The sequence below is a fragment of the Williamsia sp. 1135 genome (genome assembly GCF_002095395.1).
Lineage (GTDB): Bacteria > Actinomycetota > Actinomycetes > Mycobacteriales > Mycobacteriaceae > Williamsia.
On the sequence record NZ_MJEI01000098.1, the window covers coordinates 71,830 to 96,205 of the forward strand.

Here is a 24,376-nt window from a genome sequence, read left to right on the forward strand (position 1 = left end):
GCACTTGTGCCTGTGTCTGCCCTGCCCGCGCTGTCGCCTCGCGCAGCCGATGCGCCACCCACCGCGCGCATCGGCCGCAACGCCGCGATCCTGCTGGCCCTGGTACTGGTGTTGGTGATCGTCATGCTCGCGAGCATTGCGCTGGGCTCGCGTGCCGTACCACTTGGTGAGGTCTGGCACGCGTTCACCAACATGGACCCCACCAACAACGATCACCTCGTCGTTCGGGATCAGCGGGTGCCACGGACACTCATCGGCCTGATGGTCGGTGTATCGCTCGGGGTGGGCGGTGCAGTGATGCAAGGACTGACCCGCAACCCACTCGCAGATCCCGGCCTGCTCGGCGTCGACGGCGGTGCCTCCCTGTGCGTGGTGGTCGGCATCGGATACCTCGGTGCGGTCGCCGCCGGCCAGTACGTCTGGTTCGCCTTGTTCGGCACTGCGGTGGCTTCGCTGGCCGTGTACGCGATCGGGGCGTCCGGTCGCGAGGGGGTCACGCCGGTCAAGTTGGCGCTGGCCGGTGCCGCACTGTCTGCCGCCTTCACCTCGGTGGTGACGGCGTTGCTGTTGCTCGACCCCAAGACTTTCGACAACTACCGCTTCTGGGTGGTGGGCTCTTTGAGTGGTCGCGACATGTCCACGTTGCTCGCGGTGTTGCCCTTCTTGGTGGTCGGGTTGATTCTCGCGCTGGCGATGGGTCGCTTTCTCAACGCACTGGCACTCGGTGACGACGTCGCCCGAGGACTCGGCCAGCGGGTCGGCGCCGCTCGAGGACTGGGCGCAGTCGTCATCGTGTTGCTCTGTGGTGGGGCGACCGCAGTGGCAGGCCCGATCAGCTTCGTGGGATTGACGGTGCCGCATGTCGCCAGGATTTTCGTCGGCGCCGATCATCGGTGGATCCTGCCGTATTCAGCTGTGCTCGGGGCGATCTTGATACTCGGCGCCGACACCATCGGTCGCCTCATCGCGCGGCCCGGTGAGATCGAGGTGGGAATCATCACGGCCCTCGTCGGTGCCCCGGTGTTCATCTTCCTGGTGCGCCGCAGTCGGATGGCGCAACTGTGACCACCACCGACAGAGCCCGCACAACCGCTGCTCTCGGCGGACTGGTCGAACTCCGCGACGATCAGTTGCGCGAGGTCCGACTCGTCCGCCGACGGGGTCGACTCCGCGAGTACGGCATCGTGGGGGTCCTGCTGGTACTACTCGCGGCGGCGTTCTGTCTCTCACTGTCGCTGGGGGATCTGTGGATACCCCTTCCGGATGTGGCGCGGATGGCGTTGGGTCTGAGTGCGGACGCCCCGGCGCCTTTCATCGTCGGAGAGCTCCGGTTCCCCCGCGCGGCCATGGCCGTGATGGTCGGTCTCGCCTTCGGTATGGCGGGGACCATCCTGCAGCAGCTCGTACGCAATCCCCTTGCCAGCCCGGACATCATCGGTGTCACGTACGGTGCGAGCGCGAGTGCGGTCGTGGCGATTCTCGTCTTCGGGGCAAGCGGATATGTGTTGTCGGTGTGGGCACTGGTCGGCGGCCTCGGCGCGGCAGCGCTCGTGTACGGACTCTCCTGGAGCCAGGGGGTGACCGGGTATCGGATGATCCTGATCGGCATCGGAGTCGCCGCGGTGGGGGACAGTCTCACCGCGTATTTCCTCACTCGGGCAAAACTCTACGAGGCCTCCGTCGCGTTGCGGTGGCTCACCGGATCTCTCAGCGATGCATCGGAATCCCAGGTGCACGTTCTCGGCTGGTGCCTCGTGGTGTTGGTTCCCGTCACCCTGCTCCTGTCGCGCTGGATCCGACCGCTACAACTCGGCGACGAGTCCGCGCGGGAATTGGGCCTTCGGGTCGAGACCTCACGTCTGAGTCTTGTTGTGGCGTCGGTGCTCCTTGCCTCGGTGGCAACTGCTGCGGCCGGTCCGATCGCCTTCGTGGCGCTGATGGCCGGCCCCGTCGCCGGCTTGCTGACCGGCAAGAGCGGCGGCGGACTGATCTCTTCGGGCTTGGTGGGCGCCCTGTTGGTGGTCGTCTCGGACATGGTCGGTCAACATCTCTTGTCGCAGTCGTTGCCGGTCGGTGTGATCACCGGCATCATCGGCGCGCCGTATCTGATCTGGCTGTTGATCCGGATGAACCGGATCGGCGGTGCCAATTGACTGCCGTGACCCGAGAGGACTTCCGGTGACCAGAGACCACGATCTGAGGGTCGAAGAGTTGACGATTTCTTACGGCGCCGGGGACGTTGTGAAAGATCTGGCGCTGGCGATCGGACCGGGACAGATCACGGCGATCGTCGGCGCGAACGCCTGCGGGAAGTCGACTCTGTTGCGGACCATGGCTCGGTTGCATTCACCCCGGCTCGGGCAGGTGGTGCTCGACGGCAAAGCCGTACACAGTATGCCGACCAAAGAGGTCGCCACCATCCTCGGATTGCTTCCACAGTCGCCGATCGCGCCCGACCAGATCAAGGTCGCCGATCTCGTTGCCAGGGGACGTTATCCGCACCAGGGCTGGTTCCGGACCTGGACGGCACGCGACGAGGAAGCGGTCACCGCCGCGCTCGTGGCGACGGGCACACTCGACCTCGCGGACCGGCATGTCGACGAGATCTCCGGTGGGCAGCGCCAACGGGTCTGGATCGCGATGACGCTGGCGCAGGAAACCGACATCCTGCTGCTCGACGAGCCCACGACGTTCCTCGACATGAGTCATCAGGTCGAGGTGCTCGATCTGATCACCGACCTGAACCGGAGCATCGGCACCACTGTCGTGGTGGTGCTGCACGACCTCAATCTTGCTGCCCGCTACGCGGACACGCTGGTGGCGATGCGCAAGGGTGAAATTGTGGCCGTCGGAACGCCCACCGACGTCGTCACGCCACAGGTGATCTCGCAAGTGTTCGACATGGACGTCCAGGTCGGCGTGGACCCGGTCGCGGGCAGCCCCGTCGTCTACCCCATCGGGCGGCACCATGCCCCCGCGATCAAGGCATCACAGTAGAGGAGAAAAGATGATCAGGTCCCGAACGCGTTCCGGGCGCGGTACTCGGCGAGGTGTGCGATTGCTCAGTGCGGTTGTCGCACTGACGCTGTCAGCAGGATTGATGGCGGCGTGTTCGTCCGACGACTCGGATTCGTCCGCTTCGTCGAGCTCGGGGGCGTCGGGTCCGACCGACGCCTTCCCGATCACCGTGGAGCACGAGTTCGGTTCCACCACCATCGAGTCCGAGCCCAAGCGCGTCGTCAGCGTCGGCTATACCGAGCAGGACATCCTGCTCCAGCTCGGGATGCAACCGGTCGCCGTCACCGAATGGTACGGAGAGCAGCCTGACGCGACCTGGCCATGGGCGCACGACCTCCTCGGCGACGACAAACCCGAGGTCCTCTCGGTCTCCGACGGCTTCGAGTACGAGAAGATCGCCGGCTTGGATCCCGATCTGATCATCGGTACGAACGCCGGTATGACGCAAGAGGATTACGACAAGCTCGAACAGATCGCACCCACTGTCGGGAGCGTCAAGGGCGCAGCGTCATACTTCTCCAACTGGCAAGCGCAGACGCGACTGATCGCCGACGCGGTCGGCCGATCCGCCGCCGGCGACAAGGCCGTCACCGATGTGGAGAACGCCTACGCGCAGGCCCGCGAGGAGCACCCGGACTTCGAGGGCAAGACGTCGACGTTCACCCAGGGTGCGCCCTACGACGGCTCGCTCTACACGTACCCGGCCGGTCTGAACACCGACTTCTTCACCGACCTCGGGTTCGTCATGAAGCCGGGGCTCGAGAAGTTTGTACCCGAACCCGACAGCCAAGCATTGATCTCGGCCGAGAACACCGATCTCATCGATGCCGATGTGGTCCTGTTCGCCACGGAAACCCAGGAGGGTTTCGATGAACTGATGAAGTTCGGCACGGTGGCAAACCTGAACGCGGTCAAGGAAAAGCGCGCTGTATTCACCGACGCGATCCTGTCCGGTGCGATCTACTTCCTCACCCCGCTCAGCCAGATGTACATCATCGAGAACCTGGTTCCGCTGCTCGATGCCGCGGTCAAGGGTGAATCGAAGCAGAGCTTCCCGAGTTAGCTCCACCTCTGAGCACGCCGACGGTCCGCCACCTCGAGTCATGGGTGGCGGACCGTTGCATTTCCGGCCGAGTATCTATTGCGGAGTGGTGAACTCGGGCTGATCGAGAACCCGGAGCCAGCTGCCGTCGGGCTGACGGCGAACGACCTGGGCGCGGGCGCCGGAGCCGTCCTTGGGTGGTGTCGAGGTCAGCGCAATGTCGCCGCTGATCAGTGTCGGCAGCGGTTCCTCGGCCTCGAAGTGGGGGTTGTGGGAGAGGACGCCCTCCCAGAGTTCGCGGATTGCTGCACGACCGACGGTTTGCTGCCCGGGTGGGTAGGCCATCACGGCGTCCTCGGCGTAGAGAAGTGCCACGCCCTCGGCGTCGCCTGCGTTGGAGCGCTCGACAAACAACCTTGTCAGGTCCTCGGGGTGCCGTGCGGTCTCGCGGTTCGTCATGGTGGTGTGTCCTTTCCTTGTCGGGGTCTGTCATCCACGATTGCGCGCAGCCGGCCAGAAGTCCAACAGATTGTTCGGATGACAACTAGAATCAGAAGTTATGGAACTGCGTCAGCTGGAGTACTTCGTGGCCGTCGCCGAGGAGGCGAACTTCACCCGCGCCGCCGAACGCGTCCGGATCAGTCAATCGGGGGTCAGCGCCCAGGTTCGCCAACTCGAGCGTGAACTCGGCTGCGAACTGTTCGACCGGTCGAGTCGGGTCGCCCGCCTGACTTCTGCCGGCCGCGCTGCGCTCGGTCCCGCCAGGGCCGCACTGGAGGCAGCAGCGGGACTCGGTCACGCCGTGGACGAGGTCGGCGGCCTCCTCCGCGGCGAGCTGTCGATCGGCATGGTCATCGGGTGCACGATCACCCCGCTGTTCGTGGGGCTGGAGAAGTTTCATCGGCGACATCCCGGGGTTGCACTCTCGCTCCACGAGGACAACTCGGACCGGATGGTCGACGATCTCCACGCGGGGAAACTCGACATCGCGCTCATTGGCGCGTACGGATCGGCGCCCGCCGGACTGGACTCCATGACCATAGTCAGCGAGGCGCTGTGTGTCCTGGTGCCGCCGGGGCACGAATGGGCGGCGAGAAAGAGCGTGAGGGTGGCTGATCTGGATGGCAGCGCCGTGATCTGCATGCCGCAGGGGACCGGCATTCGGGCGACACTCGACGACGCGTGCGCCGGTGCGAGGGTATCTCCGGTCATCGCCCTGCAGGCGACCTCGGCAGACGCGATCGCCGACCTGGCATCACGAGGACTGGGTGCCGCGGTGCTCAGCGAGTCGATGTCCGCCGATTTCGCGGAGCGCCTGGTGGCGCTTCCGCTGGACGGCGTGCCTGAACCTGCCCTGCTGTTGCTGGTGTGGTCATCATCGTCGAATCCGGCACTCCGAGTGCTCATTTCATGCTTGACCGACGCGTTCGGCGTCTGATGGCGCGTCAGGGTTGGCAACCCTATCTGCGTTCGGCGATCGCGGCGGTGCACGAGGCCGCACGGCACCGGCAGCGCCGAGATTCCGCTACCTGACCCTCGCCGAGCGTGCTCTTCCGGACACCGATCGTGCTCTTTAAGACGTCGAGTGTGCCCTTTGGGGCGCCGAGCGTGCACTACCCCCGCGGACGGCCCACTGGATCGAAAAAATGGCCCGCTCAACGTATTTAAGGGCCCGCCCGGCGTCTGGAAGGGCCCGCTCGGCGGGTTGTCGACGGGTGGTGAACGGCGAATGCCGCCGGCGCGGGGCGTCGGCGGCATTCATCGTCAGGCTGTGACTACAGGATGTAGAGCATTTCCTGGTAGGTCGGGAGCGGCCAGAGGTCATCGGCCACAATGGCTTCGAGTTCGTCAGCTGCAGTTCGAACAGCAGCCATGGCGGGCAGGAGGGTGTCGCGGGCGAAGAGAGCCTCAGCCGGGGCACCGTCCACGTGCTCGCCGAGCGCGGACTTGAGAGTAGCCAGCGCTGTGGTCAGTGCCGACATCGGTTCGCTGACCATCGAGAGCAGCGTGGTGTCTGGCTCCAGACCGGCACTCTTGAGCGCGGTCACGTTGGTGGCGATCTCCGTCTGATAGCGCACGGCGGCCGGAAGGACGAGGGTCGACCCGATCTCGAGAGTCAGCTTGGCCTCCACCGCGATGGTCAAGAAGTACTGTTCCAGCCCGATCTCGTAGCGGCTGTGCATCTCTCGATCGTTGAAGACGCCGTACTTGGAGAACAGTTCGATGGACTTCTCGGTGATGAGCTCCGGAAGGGCGTCGACTGTGGTCTTGAGGTTGGGCAGTCCACGGGACTCCGCTTCGATCGGCCAGGTGTCGGAGTAGCCGTCGCCGTTGAACACGACCGCGCCGTGTTCGGTGATGATGTCGGTGAGCAAGTGCTGCACGGCAGTGTCGAACTCGACACCTTCCTTGACTGCTTTCTCGAGAACGGTGGCGCAGTAGTCCAGGGAGTCGGCCATGATCGTGTTCAGGACGACCATCGGTTCGCTGACGGTCTGCATCGAACCCGGCGCGCGGAACTCGAAGCGGTTGCCGGTGAACGCAAACGAGCTCGTGCGGTTGCGGTCACCGGGGTCGGTCGGCAGGACAGGCAATGTGTCGACACCGATGATCATGGTGCCCTTGCCCTTCGAAGAAGTCGCTGCACCCTTCGCGATCTGATCGAAGACATCTGCGAGCTGCTCGCCGAGGAAGATCGAGACGATCGCGGGCGGGGCCTCGTTGGCGCCCAGGCGATGATCGTTCGTGGCCGAGGCGACCGAGACGCGCAGAAGACCTGCATGCAGATGCACTGCGCGGATGACGGCCGCACAGAACACCAGGAACTGGGCATTCTCGTGCGGGGTGTCACCGGGGACGAGCAGGCTACCGAACTTGTCGTTACCGAACGAGAAGTTGACGTGCTTACCGGAGCCGTTGACACCTTCGAAAGGCTTCTCGTGGAAGAGACATTCCATGCCGTGCTTCTTGGCGACGGTCTTGAAGGTGGTCATCAAGAGTTGCTGGTGGTCGGCTGCGATGTTGCCACGCTCGAACATCGGCGCGATCTCGAACTGTCCTGGCGCGACCTCGTTGTGGCGGGTCTTGGCTGGAATGCCGAGCTTGAACAGCTCACGCTCGGTGTCCATCATGAACCCGAGCACCCTCTCGGGGACGGCACCGAAGTAGTGGTCGTCGAACTCCTGGCCTTTCGGCGGCTTGGTGCCGAACAGGGTGCGCCCGGCGTTGAGCAGGTCGGGGCGCGCGAGGAAGAAGTGGCGGTCAACCAGGAAGTACTCCTGCTCCGGTCCACAGAATGCGACGATGTGGCCGGGGTTGTCGTGGCCGAACAGTTTGAGAACACGCTCGGCGTGCTTGCCCATCGCCTGCTGCGAGCGCAGCATCGGGGTCTTGTGGTCGAGTGCTTCACCGGTCATCGAGACGAAGACCGTCGGGATGCACAGGGTGTTGCCGTTCGGGTTCTCGAGTATGTATGCGGGGCTGGTCACGTCCCAGCCGGTGTAACCGCGTGCCTCGAAGGTGTTGCGGAGGCCACCGTTGGGGAAGCTCGATGCGTCGGGCTCGCCCTGGATGAGGGTTTTGCCCTGGAACTCGGCCATCGTCGAACCGTCGCTGGCCGGCTCGAGGAAGCTGTCGTGCTTCTCTGCGGTGAGGCCGGTCAGAGGGTAAAAAACGTGAGCGTAGTGGGTGGCGCCCTTCTCCAGCGCCCAATCCTTCATCGCGGACGCAACAGCGTCGGCGACAGCTGGATCGAGCTTGCTGCCCTTCTCGATCGTCGTGATGACCGATTTGAAGACGTTCTTCGGCAGCCGCTTCATCATCACGGACTTGTTGAAAACGTTCTCGCCGAAGATGTCTCCCGGCGCCTCGGTGATGTCGAAGCTCACGGGTGGCGGAACGTACGCTTCGACAGCAGTGATGGCGGCGAGCCGGATGTTGTTACCACTCATTTATCTCATTACCCTTCAGGCGGGGGTCCTGCACTTGTCCTGCAAGCCCTGACCTGCGAACTCTACGAACCGTCGGTAACCGACTTGTTTCATCGCAGTGACGATGAAAAGCGGTATGGGTCGAGTGTTTCGAATTGGTTGCCTGTCGCCGGTAGATGTCCGTTTCGACGTGGCACACGCACCTCGAGAGCGCACATCTTTGTTTCAGCTCACCGCCCCGACGGCCGATCGATCCGGAACACGTGATGCTGACCGTCGTCGACGGGGTTGTCGGGCTGGAGATACCCGGTGGCGATCTGAGTGAATCCGGCAGCCAGCAGCGCGCGCCACGAGGCCGGATTCGCCACTGCCACCGGAACGATCACGGTGGTGGACGACGGGTAGTCGTCCCAGCACTTGTCCACCATCTCTTTGATCATCGCGGTGCCGAGACCGTGTCCCGTAAAACGCGTCTCGCCGATGAAGTAATCGATCGACAAGGTGCCCTCGGGTACTTCGACGAGCGTCTCCATTTCGACCTGATCGTCGGGATAGTCGGAAAATCGGTATCGCTGGATGAAACCGATCGGATCCGGCTCGTGGATGACGATGAAGTCCTCCGACGCCTCCGTTCCGTCGAAGCTGCCGGCGAAGTCGCGTTCGATCGCCTCGTCCGAGGTGTCGTGGAACCAGAACCTCGCGACGTGCAGATTCTGCAGCCAGGTCTGGATGAGTGGAAGATCCTCGCGGGTGGTGCGGCGGAACTGCATCTCATCAGCTTCGGCCTCCGGAGGGGCCGGGTCAACCGGCATTCTCCCGACGATCAGATGGCTCCACCGTTGACGTAGATGACCTGTCCGTTCACCCACCGGGCTGGGCCGGCCAGAAACGCAACCGATTCGGCGATGTCCTCGGGCTGTCCGAGACGTTCCAGGGGCGTTGCCTTCTCCAGGGTCTCGATGGTGTCGGAGTCCTTACCGTCGAGGAACAGAGAAGTCGCGGTCGGACCAGGTGCCACCGCATTGACGGTGATGTCGCGGCCACGTAGTTCACGGGCAAGGATGAGGGTGATGGCATCGACCGCACCTTTGCTCGCGGCGTAGGGCGCATATCCCGGGAACGCGAGTTTCTTGACTGACGTGGAGAAGTTGATGATCGCGCCACCGGACCGGACCCGTCGTGCCGCCTGCTGATCAACGACGAATGTGCCGCGAATGTTGGTGCGATGCATTCGGTCCAGGGCGTCGAGGTCGAAGTCGGCGACAGATCCGAGCGTCATGGTCCCGGCGGTGTTCACGACGACGTCGATACCTCCGAATGCTGCCTCGACGGCATCGAAAGCCTGCGTCATGGCGTTCTCGTCTGCCACGTCGCCGCCGACCGAGATCGCCGATCCGCCGGTGGCCTCGATGGAGCTCACCACGTCGTCGGCTTTGCCCTTGTTTCCTGCGTAGTGCACGGCAACCGCCATGCCGTCGCGCGCCAGGCGTTCGGCGACGACCTGGCCGATACCTCCGGAGCCGCCGGTGACGAGTGCTACGCGCATGTTGTTGTCGGACATGTTGATACTCCTTCGAACTGTGGAAGAAACGGATCAGAGCCTGGGTGCGAGGCGGCGTAACCATTCGACGAACAGCCCGAGTTCGGCTGCGGTGAGGTCGCTCGGCGGATCGGCTTCGACGGTGGCGGATATCGTCGCGAGAGCGCTTGGCCGGGCGTCGTCGGGGGTTGTTGAATCCTGGGGTGTGAGAATTCCGGTGAACGTGATGTCGCGGACCTCGGCGGAGATCGAGTGGTCGGGGTACATCTCGGGCCGGGTGATCAGGGCCAGAGCGACGCCGGTGTTCGCCGACATGATCGTGCGGACGGCAACCTCCTTCGGGACGCGAAGGCGCCCGACTCTGGCCACTCGGTCGACCACGCCGGCCAGCAATTCATGGGATTCGCGAACGGCCAAGGGTTCCTTCTTCAGACCCGGGCCGAACATGAGCCGGTATGAGTTGGGGTTTGCGAGGGCGAAGCCCGATCTGTTATCGTCGCAAACATCGCGGCATCTGCTCGTATTGGAGTGTTGAGCTCGAAGACTTCCGCAAATCTGTAACACGTTCTAGTGTGACCTCATGACTGTTTCTGCGGACGCAACCACTGAATTCGATCACCTGCGCGGCGGTACCCACCTCGGACACCTGATGGTTGCCTCGCTCAAACGGCATCACAACGACCCGGTGCTCTTTCTCGGCGAGACCACGCTCACCGGCGGTCAGATGGCCGAGCAGATCAGCCGTTACATCCAGGCATTCGAGTCGCTCGGTGCCGGTTCCGGAAGCGCGGTCGGACTTCTCGCTCTGAACCGGCCCGAAGTCCTGCTGGTGATCGGTGCGGGACAGACCCAAGGCTGGCGCCGTAGCGCCCTGCACCCGATGGGCTCGCTCGACGACCACGCGTACGTGCTCTCCGATGCAAAGATCAGCACCCTGGTCATCGATCCCGTACCCATGTTCGTCGAGCGCGCGGTGGCCCTGCTCGAGCGGGTCGACAGTCTCAAACAGGTGCTCACCTTGGGCCCGGTGCCCGCCGAGCTGGCGGACGTGGGCCGCGATGTCATCGCTGAGGCGAACAGGTACGAGTCGAAGCCTCTGGTGGCAGCGGACCTCCCGCCCGACCACGTCGTGTCCATCACGTACACCGGCGGCACCACCGGAAAGCCCAAGGGCGTCATCGGTACCGCTCGGGCGATGTCGACCATGACCCAGATCCAGTTGTCGGAGTGGGAGTGGCCGGATCACCCTCGCTTCCTCATGTGCACCCCGCTGTCTCACGCCGGGGCAGCGTTTTTCGTGCCGACGCTGATGAAGGGCGGCTCGATGGTGGTGCTGTCCAAGTTCGACCCCGCGGAGGTCCTGCGCACCATCGAGGAACAGAAGATCACGGCGACGATGCTGGTGCCCTCGATGCTGTACGCGCTGATGGATCATCCGGACTCGCGTACACGCGACCTTTCTTCTCTCGAGACCGTCTACTACGGGGCGTCCGCGATCAACCCCGTGCGGCTGGCCGAGGCGATCGAGCGGTTCGGGCCGATTTTCGCGCAGTACTACGGGCAGTCCGAGGCGCCGATGGTGATCAGCTATCTGCCCAAGGGTGCTCACGATGCCAAGCGGTTGTCGAGCTGCGGACGGCCGTCGGCGTTCTTGCGTACCGCGCTCATCGGTGACGACGGCAAACCGGTGCCGGTGGGGGAGCCCGGCGAGATCTGTGTCGCCGGGCCATTGCTGGCCGGTGGGTACTGGGGTCTGCCCGAGGCCACCGCCGAGACGTTCAAAGACGGGTGGCTGCGCACCGGTGACGTCGCCCGCGAGGACGAGGACGGCTACTGGTTCATCGTCGACCGGACCAAGGACATGATCGTCACCGGCGGATTCAATGTCTTCCCTCGGGAGGTCGAGGACGTTGTCGCCGAGCATCCTTCGGTGGCCCAGGTCGGTGTCATCGGGGTGCCCGACGAGAAGTGGGGTGAAGCCGTGACAGCGATCGTCGTGCTGCGGTCGGACGCACCCACCGACGAGGGTTCGATCGCGACGATGATCTCCGAGATCCAGAGCGCGGTAAAGGACCGCAAAGGGTCGGTGCAGTCGCCGAAACAGATCATCATCGCCGAGTCCCTACCGCTCACCGCGCTGGGTAAGCCGGACAAGAAATCACTGCGCAAGCAGTACTGGAGCGACAGTGATCGATCGGTCGGCTGAGGCCGGATCAGTCGAGCCCGCGCGCGGTGAGCGACTCGGCGAATCCGTCCGCGGCGTGCAGGGTGGCGATCACCGCGGGAGCCACCACGACACGAGGTGAGAACCGCAGTCCCCGTGCGCGGCGGGCTTCGTCGACCTGCGCGATGATCTCGACCATCAGCGGAATCGCGCGGATGGCCAGTGCCATGGCGAGCGCGATCTGACTCGGCCTCATGCCGATACGGGACAGCGGGCTCAGCATTGTGGTCAGTGCAGCGAGCATGGCGGTCGTCTTCGTGGTCAGGGTCACCACGGCGGCAAGGGCAACCGACAACACGAGCACGCCACACACGACGACGGCCCTGGCCCAGTCCGTGAAGACGATCTGGAACACGAAGACGAATCCGACCACCCAGACCAGCGGTCGCAGCTGTTCCAGGGCCACCCGCGGGCCGATCGCGGCCAGTGCGTAGACGCCGGCCACGGCAAGAGCGGCAACGGCCAGGCGCAACGGGCTGGTGACCAGGAGAGCCATCACGAGGATGGTCACGGCGAGTAGCAGGAGCTTCACGCCTGCGGGCAGTCGGTGAACGAGGGATCGGCCGGGCCGGTAGATCCCCAGGACACTCACGACATCAACTCGCGGTAGGCGGCGATGGCGACCCCCGGTGGACCGTCGCAGTGGACGGCGCCGTCATCGATGACGATGACCCGGTCGAAATCGCTCAGCAGCTCGAGGTCATGGGATACCACGATCAGTTGCTCGTCGATCGTCGCGAAGGTGTTGCGCAACATGCTCGTGTTCCGCAGGTCGAGCAAAGTGGTGGGTTCGTCGGCGACGATCACCGCAGGGTCGGTGACCAGTACCGAAGCCAGGGCGAGCAGTTGCTTCTGCCCGCCCGACAAGCGATGAGCGGGATGATCGGCGTGCTCGTGCAGGCCGAACCGTTTCAGCGTCTGTGCAACTCGATGCTCCCGTTCTTCGCGAGACAGTTCGCTGCGGGAGAGCGACAGATCCACGTCCTCGGCGACCGTCGGCATGATGATCTGACGGTCGGGATCGGTGAACACGAAGCCGACCATCTTGCGGACCTCGCGTGCCCGGCGCCGGGTCGGAACACCGTTGACCCACACCGACCCTCGGTCCGGAATCACCAGACCGTTCACCATCCGCGCCAACGTCGACTTGCCGCTGCCGTTGGAGCCGACGATGCCGATCCTGCGCTCGGTCAGGGTCAGGGACACGTCCCGAACGACAGTTCTGTCCCCGAAGGCGTGGCCCACATTCTCGAAGACCACCCCAGACTGTGAACGCTCGGCAGTCATGCACCACCGGTGTTGCGGCGTATCCGCAGCGGTCTGATCAATCCGGGGTAACCGCGGTGGACCTGGCGTGCCACCAATGCGGTGATCACCGCCTTCGCCACGTCCCCCGCCACGTAGATGCCGTTGGTCGACAACGCTCCCCACCAACTCAGGTCGGTGCGCAGCAACAGACCGATCGTCCCGAACAGGTAGATGACTCCCATGCCGCCGACGATGTTGATCACGATGCCCGGCAGCACCCGGTACCGCGGCATCATCGTCGCCGTCAGGATCCCGATCACGACGACAGCGGGAAGCCAGCCGATGAAGAAGCCGGCGGTGGGGGACGTCAGTGAAACCAGTCCGGTGCGGCCGCCGGCCAGTATGGGGAGCCCGGCGATGGCGAGCAGCGAGAAAATGATCACCGCGAGCCCGCCCTTGCGCCACCCGAGGATGGCTCCGGCAAGCATCACTCCGAGGGTCTGCAGGGTGATCGGCACCCCGCTCGGCCCGATGGTGATCGTGCCCGGCAGTCCCAACGCTGCGATCAGGGCGGCGAACACCGCCGCCTGCGTCAGGTCGCCGACCCCGATTGCCCAGCGCGCTCGCGATGTCGGGTTCTCGTGCACATAATCCGTGGAAGACATTCCAGTCACCTCTTACCCATCTTTTCCAGATGGGATTATGTCCCGTGCGGGTGCGAATCCCAGAATCGGGCGACCCTTGCGATCCAGCCGAGCCCAAGGACGTGTCGGTACCGGGCGCTACCTTCGGCAGCAGCCATTGTGGCTGGCCATGCACGAAGGGAGCACCTCATGACCGATCCCGACCGCACGCTTCTCGCGATATTGCTCGACCGCTCGGGTTCGATGGCGTCCATCCAGGACGACACCGAAGGCGGATTCAACACGTTCATCGACAAACAGCGACTGGCCGCAAAGTTCGTCGGTGTCACGCTGGCGCAGTTCGATACCGAGTACGACGTCGTCTATACGAACCGGTCGATCGATGAGGTGCCGACTCTCGACCTGCAACCGCGGGGAGGGACCGCACTCTACGACGGAATCGGTCGGCTCATCACCGAGGTCGGCAGAGACCTGGCTTCATTGCCGGAGTCCGAACGCCCAGGGGCCGTGACCGTCGTGGTGCTGACGGATGGTCACGAGAACTCCAGTCGGGAATGGACCCACGACGCGGTCAAGGCGGCGATCACGCGCCAGGAACAGCACTACGCGTGGGACTTCCTGTTCCTCGGAGCGAACATGGACGCCGTGGCGGTCGGGACCTCGATGGGATTCGCGGGTAACAAGTCGATCACCTACACGACGTCGTCGGCAGGAGTCGAGGGCGCGTTCGCGGCCGCCGCGTCCTACAACGTCCGCAAGATGTCGGCCCCGCTCGGTGCGCCTCCGGTCGACGGCTTCTCTGATGAGGACCGTGCCGGCGCCGCCCGCTAGTGCACTCGGGAAGAGCACCCGGTGGGGCGTTCCCTCTCGGGAGTGCCCCACCGTGATGTCCCGGTGCCTGCTGGACGTTCTAGCCCTTCACGCAGACCACCTGGCGCAGGTGTGCGACCACCTCGACCAGGTCGGTCTGAGCCGCGATCACCGCGTCGATGTCCTTGTAGGCGGCAGGGATCTCATCGACGACACCCGCGTCCTTCCTGGATTCGACACCGGTCGTCTGCGCGACCAGATCATCGGCGGTGAACATCTTCCGGGCCTTGGTCCGGCTCATCTTCCGTCCTGCGCCGTGTGACGCGGAGTAGAAGGATTTCGCCGAACCCAGTCCACGCACCACGTACGATCCGGTGCCCATGGACCCCGGGATCAAGCCCATGTCGCCCGACCCCGCGCGAATGGCGCCCTTACGGGTCACCAGCAGTTCGAGACCGTCGATCTCCTCGGTTGCGACATAATTGTGGTGGCATGAGATCGGCTCGTCGAATACGACAGTCCGGGACGGGAAAGACTCCCGTACGGCTGCGCACACCAACTCGAGCATCACCGCGCGGTTGCGTGCCGCGTACTCCTGAGCCCAGGTGAGATCGTGACGGTAGGCGTCCATCTCCGGGGTGCCGGTGACGAACACCGCGAGGTCACGATCCGGAAGGTCGGCATTGTGGGGGAGTGCTGCTGCGACCGCCATGTGACGATCGGCGAGCTCCTTGCCGATGTTTCGCGAACCGGAGTGCAGCATCACCCAGACAGCGTTGTCACCCTCGGCAACGCAGATCTCGATGAAGTGGTTGCCGCCGCCGAGGGTGCCGATCTGCTTGTGCGCCCGGGTGTCGAGCTGCTGCACACCACGATCGAGATCGCCGAACCGAGACCAGAAGTCGCCCCAGCCACCGCCGACCGCCAGCTCGCGCAGGTTGACCGGGCGCTTGTGCGAGTGAAAGCCCACCGGGACCTTCGCTTCGATCGCCGACCGCATCCCGGAGAGATCGTCAGGCAGGTCAGAGGCGACGAGATCGGTTCGAACAGCGGTCATTCCACATCCGATGTCGACTCCGACAGCGGCAGGGCATATCGCGTCACGCATGGCGATCACCGATCCGACGGTGGCTCCCTTGCCCACGTGGACGTCGGGCATCACCCGGACCCCGTGCACCCATGGCAACTGCGACACCCGGCGCAGCTGTTTCACGGCCTCTTGCTCGATCGTCTCTTCGTCGGCCCACAACAGGGTCGAGGCGGACGCGCCGGAAAGGGCAACGGGGAAACGGGAGTTCATGACAGGAGTTCCTTGATAGACGGCGTTTGGCCACCAATGGATGGCTCGCTCAAGGTATTTGGGTCGACGCCGTGGTGTCCACCGATTTGTTCGTCTCGTACCGGTGGCCGGTCGTACGATGGGGCCATGGGAACTCGCACTGTGGGACCGCTCACCGCGGCCGAAGTCGACGGCCTCCGCGTCGCCGATTACGCCTACCCGGAGGTGGGCGCCACTGCGACCGAGCCGCCCGATGGGTACCACCACCTCCGCCGTGAGCGGGTCATCGGCCACGGCGAAGCCCTGTTCCGCTCGAGCGGTTCAGATGTGCTGCAGTGGCAGATCCAGCTGCGTAGCGGTTTCACCGTCAACGCCTCGGCGAACGTCATCGTCGAAGGTGCGAGCGCCCTGCTCGGGATCGGCGTTGGTCGCCTCCGGCTCAAAGCGCCCGTTCGCGTCGTGTATGTGATCGATGAACCACGCCGCCAGGGTTTCGCCTACGGCACACTGCCCGGGCACCCGGAGTCGGGTGAGGAACTGTTCTGCGTCGAACACCGATCCGATGATTCGGTTGTGCTGGTGATAGCCGCTTTCTCGCGGCCCCAGACGACGTTGGCCAAGGGCGCCGGACCGCTTGGCAGAGTGGGCCAGCGACTGATCACCGTCAGATACCTGCGATCGCTTCGCGATCGCTGACCGCGATCAGCTGAAACTGACCACACTCAACTGAAACTGACCACACTCAACTGAAACTGACTTGGCCCGCGTCGTCCACCTGCCAGCCCGGGTTGTGGGCGATTTCCCAGATGATGTCATTCGGGTCCAGGACATGTCCGTGAAATGTCCCACCGAACGCACTGTCACTTGCCTGCTTCAGCACCCGGCCTCCAGCGGCGACCATCGACTCGATCAAGGGAACGACCTCGTCGCGACTACTCACGTTGTGCGCCAATGTGATCCCACGGGCAGAGGCACTGTGCAGATCCGCGGGTACGTCACTGCCGAGGTCTTCGGCGAACTTCGCGCTGTCGAAAAAGCCCAGAGTCATCCGCGGCGCGATCTGAAAGAAGATGATCTCGTCCGGGACGTCGAGCAGTGGCGTCCAACCCAGCCCGTCTCGATAAAACGTACGGACAGCGGGCAGGTCAGGGGTCGAGAACGTGAGGAAATTGATCTCTTGCTGCATTCCACCAATGTAGTCAGGCGGCGGCGCGACCCGGGATCAGTTCTCGGGATCGCCCAGCAACTCCGCCACATGATTCGGAACGTACGTCGACAGCGTTCGCGAAGGCCGCTGGTAGGTCCCGGTATCGATCGGTCGATCGGGCAATTCCACGGTCGGCATCTTGACCTCGTGGTACTCGATCGTCGACAGCAGGTGCGAAATCATGTTCAATCGAGCGTGCTTCTTGACATCCGATTCGACCACATACCACGGGCTGTTCGGCGTATCGGTGTGCACCATCATCTCGTCCTTCGCTCGGGAATAGTCTTCCCAGCGGTAGACCGACTCGAGGTCCATCGGACTCAGTTTCCATTGTCGCACGGGATCATTCAGCCGCGAACGGAAGCGACGCAGTTGTTCGCCGTCAGACACCGAGAACCAGTACTTGCGCAGAATGATGCCGTCGTCGAGCAGCATTTGCTCGAACACGGGTGTCTGTCTCAAGAACAATGAATGTTCCTGTGGGGTGCAGAATCCCATGACCTTCTCGACGCCTGCTCGGTTGTACCAGGAGCGGTCGAACAGCACGATCTCACCGGGGGCCGGAAGGTGCGCAATATACCGTTGGTAGTACCACTGTCCACGTTCTCGATCCGTCGGCGCGGGCAGGGCAGCAGTACGAACCACTCGGGGTGAGAGATACTCGGTGATCCGTTTGATCACCCCGCCCTTGCCCGCCGCGTCCCGACCCTCGAAGATCACGACCACCCGCGACTTGGAGTCTTTCACCCATTCCTGCAGTTTTACGAGTTCGGTCTGCAGACGAAACAGCTCGGCCTCGTAGGCGTCTTTCGGCAGTTTCGGAGATTTCTTCTTCCCGTGGCTCTTACTCATGGAGGGAGCCTACTGGCTCATCCAGGCGAGAGGCGGGGTTTACGCCGCGGGAACAATCTCGGACCAGGTGTAGTTCTGAGGAGGTCATCACCCCGCCGATGGAAAGAGGCCGCAATGGGCAAGCCCGGAGAACAGTTCGACATCGAACTCGGTCTGGACACCTTCGGTGACCGAACCGCTGATGACGATGGCGTGCTGCAGTCGTACGACCGGGTGATCAGAGACGTCATCGCCGAGGGAGTACTCGCCGACGAGGTGGGGCTCGATTTCTTCGGCGTCGGAGAACATCATCGGGCCGACTTCGCGGTGTCGGCTCCGGAAGTGGTGCTCGCCGCGATCGCCGCCAAGACGAGGAACATCGCGCTGGGCACCGCAGTCACGGTGCTCAGTTCGGACGACCCGATCAGGGTGTACCAGAGGTTCGCGACGCTCGATGCGATCTCGGAAGGTCGCGCCGAGGTGATCTTGGGCCGCGGCTCGTTCACAGAGTCGTTTCCGCTCTTTGGGTACGACCTCAGCCAGTACGAGGAACTCTTCAGCGAAAAGCTCGATCTGTTCAGCGCGCTGCGTTCGGAAGGTCCCATCGAGTGGTCGGGGACCACGAGGCCACCCCTGCAGGGCGAGCAGGTGTATCCCAAGACCGCTGCGGGAGCGGTGAAGACCTGGATCGGCGTCGGTGGATCGCCGGAATCAGTGGTGCGTGCCGCCCGCTACGGAATCCCGTTGATGCTGGCGATCATCGGTGGAGAACCGGCACGCTTCGAGCCGTTTGTCGCCCTTTACCATCGTGCGCTCGCCGAGTTCGGGCAGCCGGACCTGCCGGTGGGCATGCACTCACCGGGACACATAGCGGACTCTGATGAACAGGCTCGCGAAGAACTCTGGCCGCACTACCGGGACCAGATGACCAAGATCGGACGTGAGCGCGGATGGCCGGCGACCACCAGAGGACAATTCGAGCAGGCCGCAGGACCGAACGGTTCGCTGTACGTCGGGTCCCCGGAAACCGTCGCCGAAAAGATCGTGCGAAATATCGAAGCGGTGGGCGTCAACAGATTCGACCTCAAGTACGGCAACGGCACGCTCGGCCACGAGACCAAGATGCGCAGCATCGAGCTCTTCGGCACCAAGGTCGCTCCGATCGTCCGGGAAGCTCTCGCCTGAGGCGGTAAAGTCCGCGTGAGATTTGTTGCCGCCGTCGGGCGCGGCACGGGGCAAGAGGAGAACACGTGGCGAGCAGACCCGGTCCGGTATCGGTGACGTCGCGAACCGAGTACCGCCTGCCCATCCACGACCGCCTGGCCACCGTGGCCAGCGCGCTGGCGGCCGCGGCGTTGCTCGAGTTGGTTGTGCTGACGATCGTCGACACCGATCCGGTCGTGACCGGGTTGGTGGTGATCGCCACGCTCGGTCTGAGTCTGCTGTTGGCCGCCTTCGGCAGGGTCATCGACCTCCCGGGAATCAGCATCACGGTCGACGACGAGATGGTGCACTTCGGCAACGAGGTGGTCATCCATTCCTTTCCCCTCGCGGACCTCCTGTCGGTGAAGCAGAGCACCGAACTGTCGAGCGACACGTCGGTGGCCCGTTCGTCGCGCGCCGACCAGTATCGGGTGAGGGGATGCCGGTACCTGCAGTTCCGTTTCGCGAGCAACCCTGATCAGGAGTGGCAGGTCGCCACCATCGAGTCGGATCCCGCCGCCGCCGAGGTCGTCTCGCGATTGCGCGCGCAGCAGCCCAAGAAGCGGAAGGTGTCCGTCGGCAAGACCATGGGGGACCTCGCGAAGCCGGCACAGGCCGAACCCGACTACCAGCCGACCCAACCTCAGCCCGACCGCCAAGCGCCCCGGATCGCCAACGCGGGAAGCGCCGAGGCCGCCGAACGACTGTGGCAGGCCGCGATTCGCCAGCATGAGGCTGTATTGATCGACTACGCCCAGTACGAACTCGAACCCGAACTGCTGCTGCGCTTTCCCGCTGTCACAGATGTCTCGGTCGACACAGTCGTGCGGTTTCACACGGCGCTCAGCCGGGCACAGGAACTACGCACCGAGCGTTTCCCGGTCAATCTCGACCGTGCGGACGAATACCAGCAGGCGGTGATGGCCGTGCGTAAGGCGTGGGCAGACTGCGAGAAGTACGGTCGCGCAGTCGGTGCCGGACTTCTCGACGTCACCGATCAGCGCGAACTGACCACGGCACTGTCGTTATTGGAGAACGCGCGGCACACAGAAGGAGCGCAGCAGGCCGACTACCTCGACCGCATCCACCACATCGTCACCGATCTTGCGGACCGGGGCAGTCTGCACCCGCAGCAACAGGCCATCGACGAGATCGAAGCCGGTCGTCGACGGGCGCTCGAAGCGGAGTAGGGCGCCGAGCCCGGTCAGTCGGATTCGATGAACCGACCGTCGAGGGTGTAGTAGTCGATCGGACTGTCGGGGCCGACCTCGACCATGATCACTGTCTGATACTGATCGACGACGTAGGTGCTCGAGGTTTGGATATCGACGCGATTGCGGTCGAAGGCATCCACGGAGTGCCGACGCATCGCGTCGTCGCGGACGGCGTCGAACGTCTGCGCCGAGATGTCGTCGAACGCGACCGCGCCGTCGGTGTAGTCGCGAGACGGAGTATCGGTGCTCCTGAAGACCGGAAACGAGCCGGGGACGATCGAGAGACTTCCGTTTCGGCTGATGTCTGAGAAGTCCATCAATACTCCGCCGGAGTTCTGGATGGTTCCCGCCCGCATGATGGGCGTGTCGGAGTCCGTACCGCGGATCTCGAATCTTGTGAAAAGTGGCTCAGACGTCGACAGCCCGGTCTCCTCCAGAGCGCGCGCCGCTTGGTTCATGGCCGCGTCGAAGTCACCTGGCTGGAACCAGGCCGCAAGTTTGCCTGTGGTGTCGGCTTGCATCGTGGCCTCGCCTTCGAAGACCTCACCGAAGGTCGCGGAGGCGAGAACGGGCTGGTTATCCGCGGATCGCTCGATCTTCATCGTTCTCAAGCCCCCGATCTCCGGGGGTATCGCGGCCGCCATCTGATCGCGAATTTCGTTGAACCGCATGCCCGAGACGTCGGCGAGCGAGAACGTCTTGCCCGCTCGGAACTGCGTCGAGTCGCGATCGGGTCCGTACCACTTGTCACTTGATGCGGAGTACCAGAGGTAGAGGCTTTCGCCAGTGGCAGGGTCGAGAACATACGCGCGATCGCTCCCATCCTCTCCGAGTTCGAGACTGAGCACGTTCGTCGCGGCCGTAGGACTCGCATCCACGACCTTCTGGGCCAGCGCGTCCATCCGCTCCTGCAGGTTGTCGCTGCCGCCGTCCCCGATGACCGAGCCGATGTCCGTCGACGGAAGCGATACCGAAAAACGCCAGCCGCCGCCGACGCCGAGGAACAGCGCCGCCGCGACGGCGACGATGATCACGGGATACAGAAGCGTCGACTTTGCGGGGTTGTCACCGAACTCGGGTTCCGGAACCGGCTTGCCACCGGACTGATACGGCAGCGATTCCGGTGGGCGAGGGGGGATGAAGGAAGCCGGCAGTCGATTGTCGGCATCGCTCAGGAGATTGGCGACCATGCTCTTCGGCATTGCCGACAGCCACCGGGTTCGATATTCGGTGTCGTTCGGCGGAGTGATGGTGGCGGTGACGAGAGTCGGCTGCAGGTTCGACGCATCGAGGCTCGATCGGGTGAGCGCCTCCACGGTCACGGGGATCTGCTGCGACGAATGGCCGCCCTGCAGCGCACCGTCGATGCGCCGAGGCCGGGGAGCGACGAAGACCGCGGCGATCGTCAGGGGTACACCCAGCCCCAGCGCCAGGCCCCAGTGGTTGTAGGCGCCGAGGCCCACCGCGCACCCCAACAGGACGCCGGCGAACACCGATCGGATCGCAAAGCGAACCCCTGGTGAGCGCGACGCACCAGACCCGCGTTTCGAACCCATGGCCACCTCCGGATGGCATCCTATTGGCTTGCGTGACCTGCGCGGAAGTGCGGAGCTTGCGGTGGTCTGGCGATTGCCGCGTACGGTAACGCGCGAACGTGATCCGCGTACGGTGGAGCACGGCAGTTTTCGAATGTGACCGCGTATTTGCAGTATGGATGAGGGAGTACGGCTCGGTGGGAAAGCTCACGAACAACATGTGGCGGCTACTGGGAGCGCAGTCCTCGCGTAACCAGTCGAAGTCTCTGACACTCCTGAAGAAGGCCGCCTCGTTCGACGACTGGGCAAAAGAGCTCGAGGACAAGGAATTCGCAGCCGCTGCCGAGAAGCTGGACATCACAGACCCCGAAGGCGACGACCGTGCCCGATTCCTCGCTCTCGCGCGAGAGGCGGGTGACCGGACGCTGGACATGCGCCCGTTCGACGTCCAGCTACAAGGTGCACTTCGTCTACTCGAGGGCGACATCATCGAGATGGCGACCGGTGAGGGCAAGACGCTTGCCGGAGCCATCGCCGCCGTCGGCTTCGTCCTGCAGGGTCACCGTGTGCATGTCATCTCTGTGAACGACTACCTCGCCACCCGCGACGCGGACTGGATGAAGCCACTGTTCGACCACTTCGGCATCGTTTCCGCGGCAGTCTCGGAGAACTCGACCCGCGCCGAACGCAAAGCGGCCTACGACGCAGACATCACCTACGGCTCGGTCAACGAGATCGGCTTTGACGTGCTGCGCGACCAGCTCGTCACGCGGGCCGACGACCTCGTCTCGCCCAAACCCGATGTCGCCATCATCGACGAAGCCGACTCGGTACTCGTCGACGAGGCGCTCGTGCCCCTCATCCTGGCCGGCGCCACCATCGGCGAAGTCCCGGACAAGCCGATCCACGACGCTGTCGCCCGCCTCAAGAAGACCCACTACGAAATCGATGCCGAAGGCCGGAACGTCTATCTCACCGACGAGGGTGCCGCCTACATCGAGGCCGAACTCGGGGGCATCAACCTCTACGACGAAGAGCACGTCGGCACGACACTGGTGCACGTGAACGTGGCCATGCATGCGCACATCCTCGTCGAGCGCGATGTCCACTACATCGTCCGCGACGGCGGTGTACACCTGATCAACGCCTCACGAGGCCGAGTGGCGCAGCTCCAGCGGTGGCCGGATGGTCTGCAGGCCGCTGTTGAGCTGAAAGAGGGCCTGGCGCAGACGGATTCGGGTGAGGTCATTGACACCATCACGGTGCAGGCGCTGATCGGGCGCTACCCGAAGGTGTGCGGCATGACCGGCACCGCACTGGCGGCCGGCGAGCAGTTGCGGCAGTTCTACCAGCTTGCGGTATCGCAGATCCCGCCCAACACCAAGAACGTTCGCATAGACGAGGTCGACAGGGTCTTCGACAACAAGTCCAACAAGGCCGACGCCGTCGTCGAGTTCGTCAAAGAGGTCCACGAGACCGGTCAGCCGATCCTCATCGGCACCCATGATGTGGCCGAGTCGGAAGAGCTCGCCCATCTGCTAGGTCGCGCCGGTGTGACATCGGTGGTCCTCAACGCCAAGAACGACGCTGAGGAAGCCAAGATCATCGCCGAGGCCGGGGCCAAGAATGCGGTCACGGTGTCGACGCAGATGGCAGGGCGAGGTACCGACATCAAACTGGGTGGCTCGAAGGGGCAGAAGGACGGAGAGTCGACATCGGAGCGCGATGAGGTCGTCGAACTCGGTGGTCTCTGTGTCGTCGGAACCGGCAGGCACGACACCGAGCGGCTGGACAACCAATTGCGTGGACGCGCGGGACGGCAGGGGGACCCGGGTCGGTCGGTCTTCTTCTCCAGCGCCGAAGATCCGGTCGTGACGCGCAACCTGACCCTCAAGCGCGATCCGGTCAGTTCTTCTGAGGACGGTTCTCTCGGGTCAAAGGGTGTCGACCTGATCGAGCAGGCGCAACGGGTCGCGGAGGGCGTCATGCTCGAACTCCACGCGAACACGTGGCGCTACAACCAGTTGGTCAATCAGCAGCGCGAGATCGTTGTCAGGCGGCGCACAGAACTGCTGACCACCGATGCCGCGCTCACCGAGCTCAAGGAGTCCGAGAACAAGCGCTACCTCGAGTTGATCGGCGAAGCCCCGGTCGAGGCCGAAGAGAAGGCCGAGGCGGACAAGGCCGAAACGGACGCGGACAATGCGGAGGCCACAGGGAACATGGAGGAAGCCGCAAAGGACGAGAAGACCGAGCCGGTGCCTGTTGAGGTCCTCGAGCAGGCAGCTCGCGAGATCATGCTCTTTCACCTCGACCGCGCCTGGGCTGATCACCTCGCGTTCGTCTCCGACGTTCGCGCCAGCATCCACCTGCGCTCGCTCGGCCGCGAATCGCCGCTCGATGAGTTCCACAAGCTGATCCTCGAGGAGTTCGGGAAGTTGCCCGGCGACGCGGTCGAGAATGCCCGCAAGACATTTCGGGAGGCGATCATCACCGCGGACGGAGTCGATCTCGAACAGGCCGATCTGCGCCGATCGACCACGACGTGGACCTACATGGTCCATGACAGTCCGTTCTCGTCAGGCGGCGCCAAGGCGCTGCAGGGCATCATCGGCATCTTCCGATAGTCCGCCCGCGCCGATCTCCCGCGCG

General features: G+C 64.0%; 23 protein-coding genes. 11 read left to right on the forward strand and 12 right to left on the reverse strand.

The features are described 5' to 3' along the window. Positions 1 to 6: 6 nt before the first annotated feature. The 4 genes from BFL43_RS17355 to BFL43_RS17370 are packed head-to-tail and all read left to right on the forward strand — an operon-like array spanning position 7 to position 4,081. Positions 7 to 1,065 carry an iron chelate uptake ABC transporter family permease subunit gene (locus BFL43_RS17355; RefSeq protein WP_084893746.1) on the forward strand — a complete coding sequence of 353 codons (1,059 nt, stop codon included), beginning with the start codon at positions 7 to 9 and terminating at the stop codon, positions 1,063 to 1,065. Then, complete coding sequence (locus BFL43_RS17360; protein WP_240498328.1) at positions 1,062 to 2,153, forward strand: iron chelate uptake ABC transporter family permease subunit; 1,092 nt, start codon at positions 1,062 to 1,064, stop codon at positions 2,151 to 2,153. Before BFL43_RS17355 ends, BFL43_RS17360 begins: the two co-directional genes overlap by 4 nt. Before the next feature lie 25 nt (positions 2,154 to 2,178). Further along, the gene (locus BFL43_RS17365; RefSeq protein ID WP_084893747.1) at positions 2,179 to 2,997 is read left to right on the forward strand and encodes an ABC transporter ATP-binding protein; all 819 of its coding nucleotides are present in this window, start codon (positions 2,179 to 2,181) and stop codon (positions 2,995 to 2,997) included. A 10-nt stretch (positions 2,998 to 3,007) separates the two neighbouring features. Further along, on the forward strand, positions 3,008 to 4,081 hold the full coding sequence (locus tag BFL43_RS17370; RefSeq protein ID WP_084893748.1) for an ABC transporter substrate-binding protein: 1,074 nt from the start codon (positions 3,008 to 3,010) through the stop codon (positions 4,079 to 4,081). A gap of 75 nt (positions 4,082 to 4,156) precedes the next feature. Here the strand turns inward: BFL43_RS17370 and BFL43_RS17375 are convergent, their stop codons facing one another. Beyond that, positions 4,157 to 4,519, reverse strand: coding sequence for a nuclear transport factor 2 family protein (locus BFL43_RS17375; RefSeq protein ID WP_084893749.1), 363 nt, complete (start codon positions 4,517 to 4,519; stop codon positions 4,157 to 4,159). 100 nt (positions 4,520 to 4,619) lie between these two features. Between BFL43_RS17375 and BFL43_RS17380 the strand changes: the two genes are divergently transcribed. Next, on the forward strand, positions 4,620 to 5,498 hold the full coding sequence (locus BFL43_RS17380; RefSeq protein WP_084893750.1) for a LysR substrate-binding domain-containing protein: 879 nt from the start codon (positions 4,620 to 4,622) through the stop codon (positions 5,496 to 5,498). A 337-nt stretch (positions 5,499 to 5,835) separates the two neighbouring features. Here BFL43_RS17380 and BFL43_RS17385 read toward each other — a convergent pair whose 3' ends face one another. The 4 genes from BFL43_RS17385 to BFL43_RS17400 form a co-directional block, all read right to left on the reverse strand. Next, the gene (locus BFL43_RS17385; RefSeq protein ID WP_084893751.1) at positions 5,836 to 8,010 is read right to left on the reverse strand and encodes a glutamine synthetase III; all 2,175 of its coding nucleotides are present in this window, start codon (positions 8,008 to 8,010) and stop codon (positions 5,836 to 5,838) included. 209 nt (positions 8,011 to 8,219) lie between these two features. Then, positions 8,220 to 8,801, reverse strand: a complete 582-nt coding sequence (locus tag BFL43_RS17390) for a GNAT family N-acetyltransferase (protein WP_240498329.1) — start codon at positions 8,799 to 8,801, stop codon at positions 8,220 to 8,222. 11 nt (positions 8,802 to 8,812) lie between these two features. Next, entirely contained in the window at positions 8,813 to 9,550 is a 738-nt protein-coding gene (locus BFL43_RS17395; protein WP_084893752.1) for an SDR family oxidoreductase, read from the reverse strand. A gap of 33 nt (positions 9,551 to 9,583) precedes the next feature. Continuing rightward, positions 9,584 to 9,946 carry a hypothetical protein gene (locus tag BFL43_RS17400; RefSeq protein ID WP_143695373.1) on the reverse strand — a complete coding sequence of 121 codons (363 nt, stop codon included), beginning with the start codon at positions 9,944 to 9,946 and terminating at the stop codon, positions 9,584 to 9,586. Between the two features lie 163 nt (positions 9,947 to 10,109). On the opposite strand from BFL43_RS17400, the gene fadD8 reads away from it, so the two are divergent. After that, positions 10,110 to 11,735, forward strand: a complete 1,626-nt coding sequence (fadD8, locus tag BFL43_RS17405; protein WP_084893754.1) for a fatty-acid--CoA ligase FadD8 — start codon at positions 10,110 to 10,112, stop codon at positions 11,733 to 11,735. Between the two features lie 7 nt (positions 11,736 to 11,742). Here the strand turns inward: fadD8 and BFL43_RS17410 are convergent, their stop codons facing one another. The 3 genes from BFL43_RS17410 to BFL43_RS17420 are packed head-to-tail and all read right to left on the reverse strand — an operon-like array spanning position 11,743 to position 13,666. Then, the gene (locus BFL43_RS17410) at positions 11,743 to 12,345 is read right to left on the reverse strand and encodes an energy-coupling factor transporter transmembrane protein EcfT (protein WP_084893755.1); all 603 of its coding nucleotides are present in this window, start codon (positions 12,343 to 12,345) and stop codon (positions 11,743 to 11,745) included. Next, positions 12,342 to 13,040: an ABC transporter ATP-binding protein gene (locus tag BFL43_RS17415; protein WP_084893756.1), complete on the reverse strand. Its 699-nt coding sequence runs from the start codon at positions 13,038 to 13,040 to the stop codon at positions 12,342 to 12,344. The genes BFL43_RS17410 and BFL43_RS17415 overlap by 4 nt, the downstream gene beginning before the upstream one ends. Next, positions 13,037 to 13,666 (reverse strand): biotin transporter BioY, encoded by a 630-nt coding sequence (locus tag BFL43_RS17420; protein WP_084838113.1) that lies wholly within the window; start codon positions 13,664 to 13,666, stop codon positions 13,037 to 13,039. The genes BFL43_RS17415 and BFL43_RS17420 overlap by 4 nt, the downstream gene beginning before the upstream one ends. A gap of 168 nt (positions 13,667 to 13,834) precedes the next feature. Between BFL43_RS17420 and BFL43_RS17425 the strand changes: the two genes are divergently transcribed. Beyond that, the gene (locus tag BFL43_RS17425) at positions 13,835 to 14,476 is read left to right on the forward strand and encodes a vWA domain-containing protein (RefSeq protein ID WP_084893757.1); all 642 of its coding nucleotides are present in this window, start codon (positions 13,835 to 13,837) and stop codon (positions 14,474 to 14,476) included. 79 nt (positions 14,477 to 14,555) lie between these two features. Here BFL43_RS17425 and BFL43_RS17430 read toward each other — a convergent pair whose 3' ends face one another. Next, the gene (locus tag BFL43_RS17430) at positions 14,556 to 15,755 is read right to left on the reverse strand and encodes an RtcB family protein (protein ID WP_084893758.1); all 1,200 of its coding nucleotides are present in this window, start codon (positions 15,753 to 15,755) and stop codon (positions 14,556 to 14,558) included. A 126-nt stretch (positions 15,756 to 15,881) separates the two neighbouring features. Between BFL43_RS17430 and BFL43_RS17435 the strand changes: the two genes are divergently transcribed. Further along, positions 15,882 to 16,430, forward strand: coding sequence for a DUF1990 domain-containing protein (locus BFL43_RS17435; RefSeq protein ID WP_084893759.1), 549 nt, complete (start codon positions 15,882 to 15,884; stop codon positions 16,428 to 16,430). 46 nt (positions 16,431 to 16,476) lie between these two features. Here BFL43_RS17435 and BFL43_RS17440 read toward each other — a convergent pair whose 3' ends face one another. Further along, positions 16,477 to 16,920 (reverse strand): VOC family protein, encoded by a 444-nt coding sequence (locus BFL43_RS17440; protein WP_084893760.1) that lies wholly within the window; start codon positions 16,918 to 16,920, stop codon positions 16,477 to 16,479. Positions 16,921 to 16,956: 36 nt separating this feature from the next. After that, positions 16,957 to 17,793 carry a polyphosphate kinase 2 gene (ppk2, locus tag BFL43_RS17445; protein WP_084893761.1) on the reverse strand — a complete coding sequence of 279 codons (837 nt, stop codon included), beginning with the start codon at positions 17,791 to 17,793 and terminating at the stop codon, positions 16,957 to 16,959. Positions 17,794 to 17,907: 114 nt separating this feature from the next. On the opposite strand from ppk2, the gene BFL43_RS17450 reads away from it, so the two are divergent. Next, the gene (locus BFL43_RS17450) at positions 17,908 to 18,957 is read left to right on the forward strand and encodes an LLM class flavin-dependent oxidoreductase (protein ID WP_084893762.1); all 1,050 of its coding nucleotides are present in this window, start codon (positions 17,908 to 17,910) and stop codon (positions 18,955 to 18,957) included. A gap of 65 nt (positions 18,958 to 19,022) precedes the next feature. After that, positions 19,023 to 20,165 (forward strand): hypothetical protein, encoded by a 1,143-nt coding sequence (locus BFL43_RS17455; RefSeq protein ID WP_084893763.1) that lies wholly within the window; start codon positions 19,023 to 19,025, stop codon positions 20,163 to 20,165. 14 nt (positions 20,166 to 20,179) lie between these two features. Here the strand turns inward: BFL43_RS17455 and BFL43_RS17460 are convergent, their stop codons facing one another. After that, positions 20,180 to 21,745 carry a hypothetical protein gene (locus tag BFL43_RS17460; RefSeq protein WP_143695374.1) on the reverse strand — a complete coding sequence of 522 codons (1,566 nt, stop codon included), beginning with the start codon at positions 21,743 to 21,745 and terminating at the stop codon, positions 20,180 to 20,182. A 176-nt stretch (positions 21,746 to 21,921) separates the two neighbouring features. Between BFL43_RS17460 and secA2 the strand changes: the two genes are divergently transcribed. Next, positions 21,922 to 24,351 (forward strand): accessory Sec system translocase SecA2, encoded by a 2,430-nt coding sequence (gene secA2 / locus BFL43_RS17465; protein ID WP_084893824.1) that lies wholly within the window; start codon positions 21,922 to 21,924, stop codon positions 24,349 to 24,351. Positions 24,352 to 24,376: the final 25 nt, after the last annotated feature.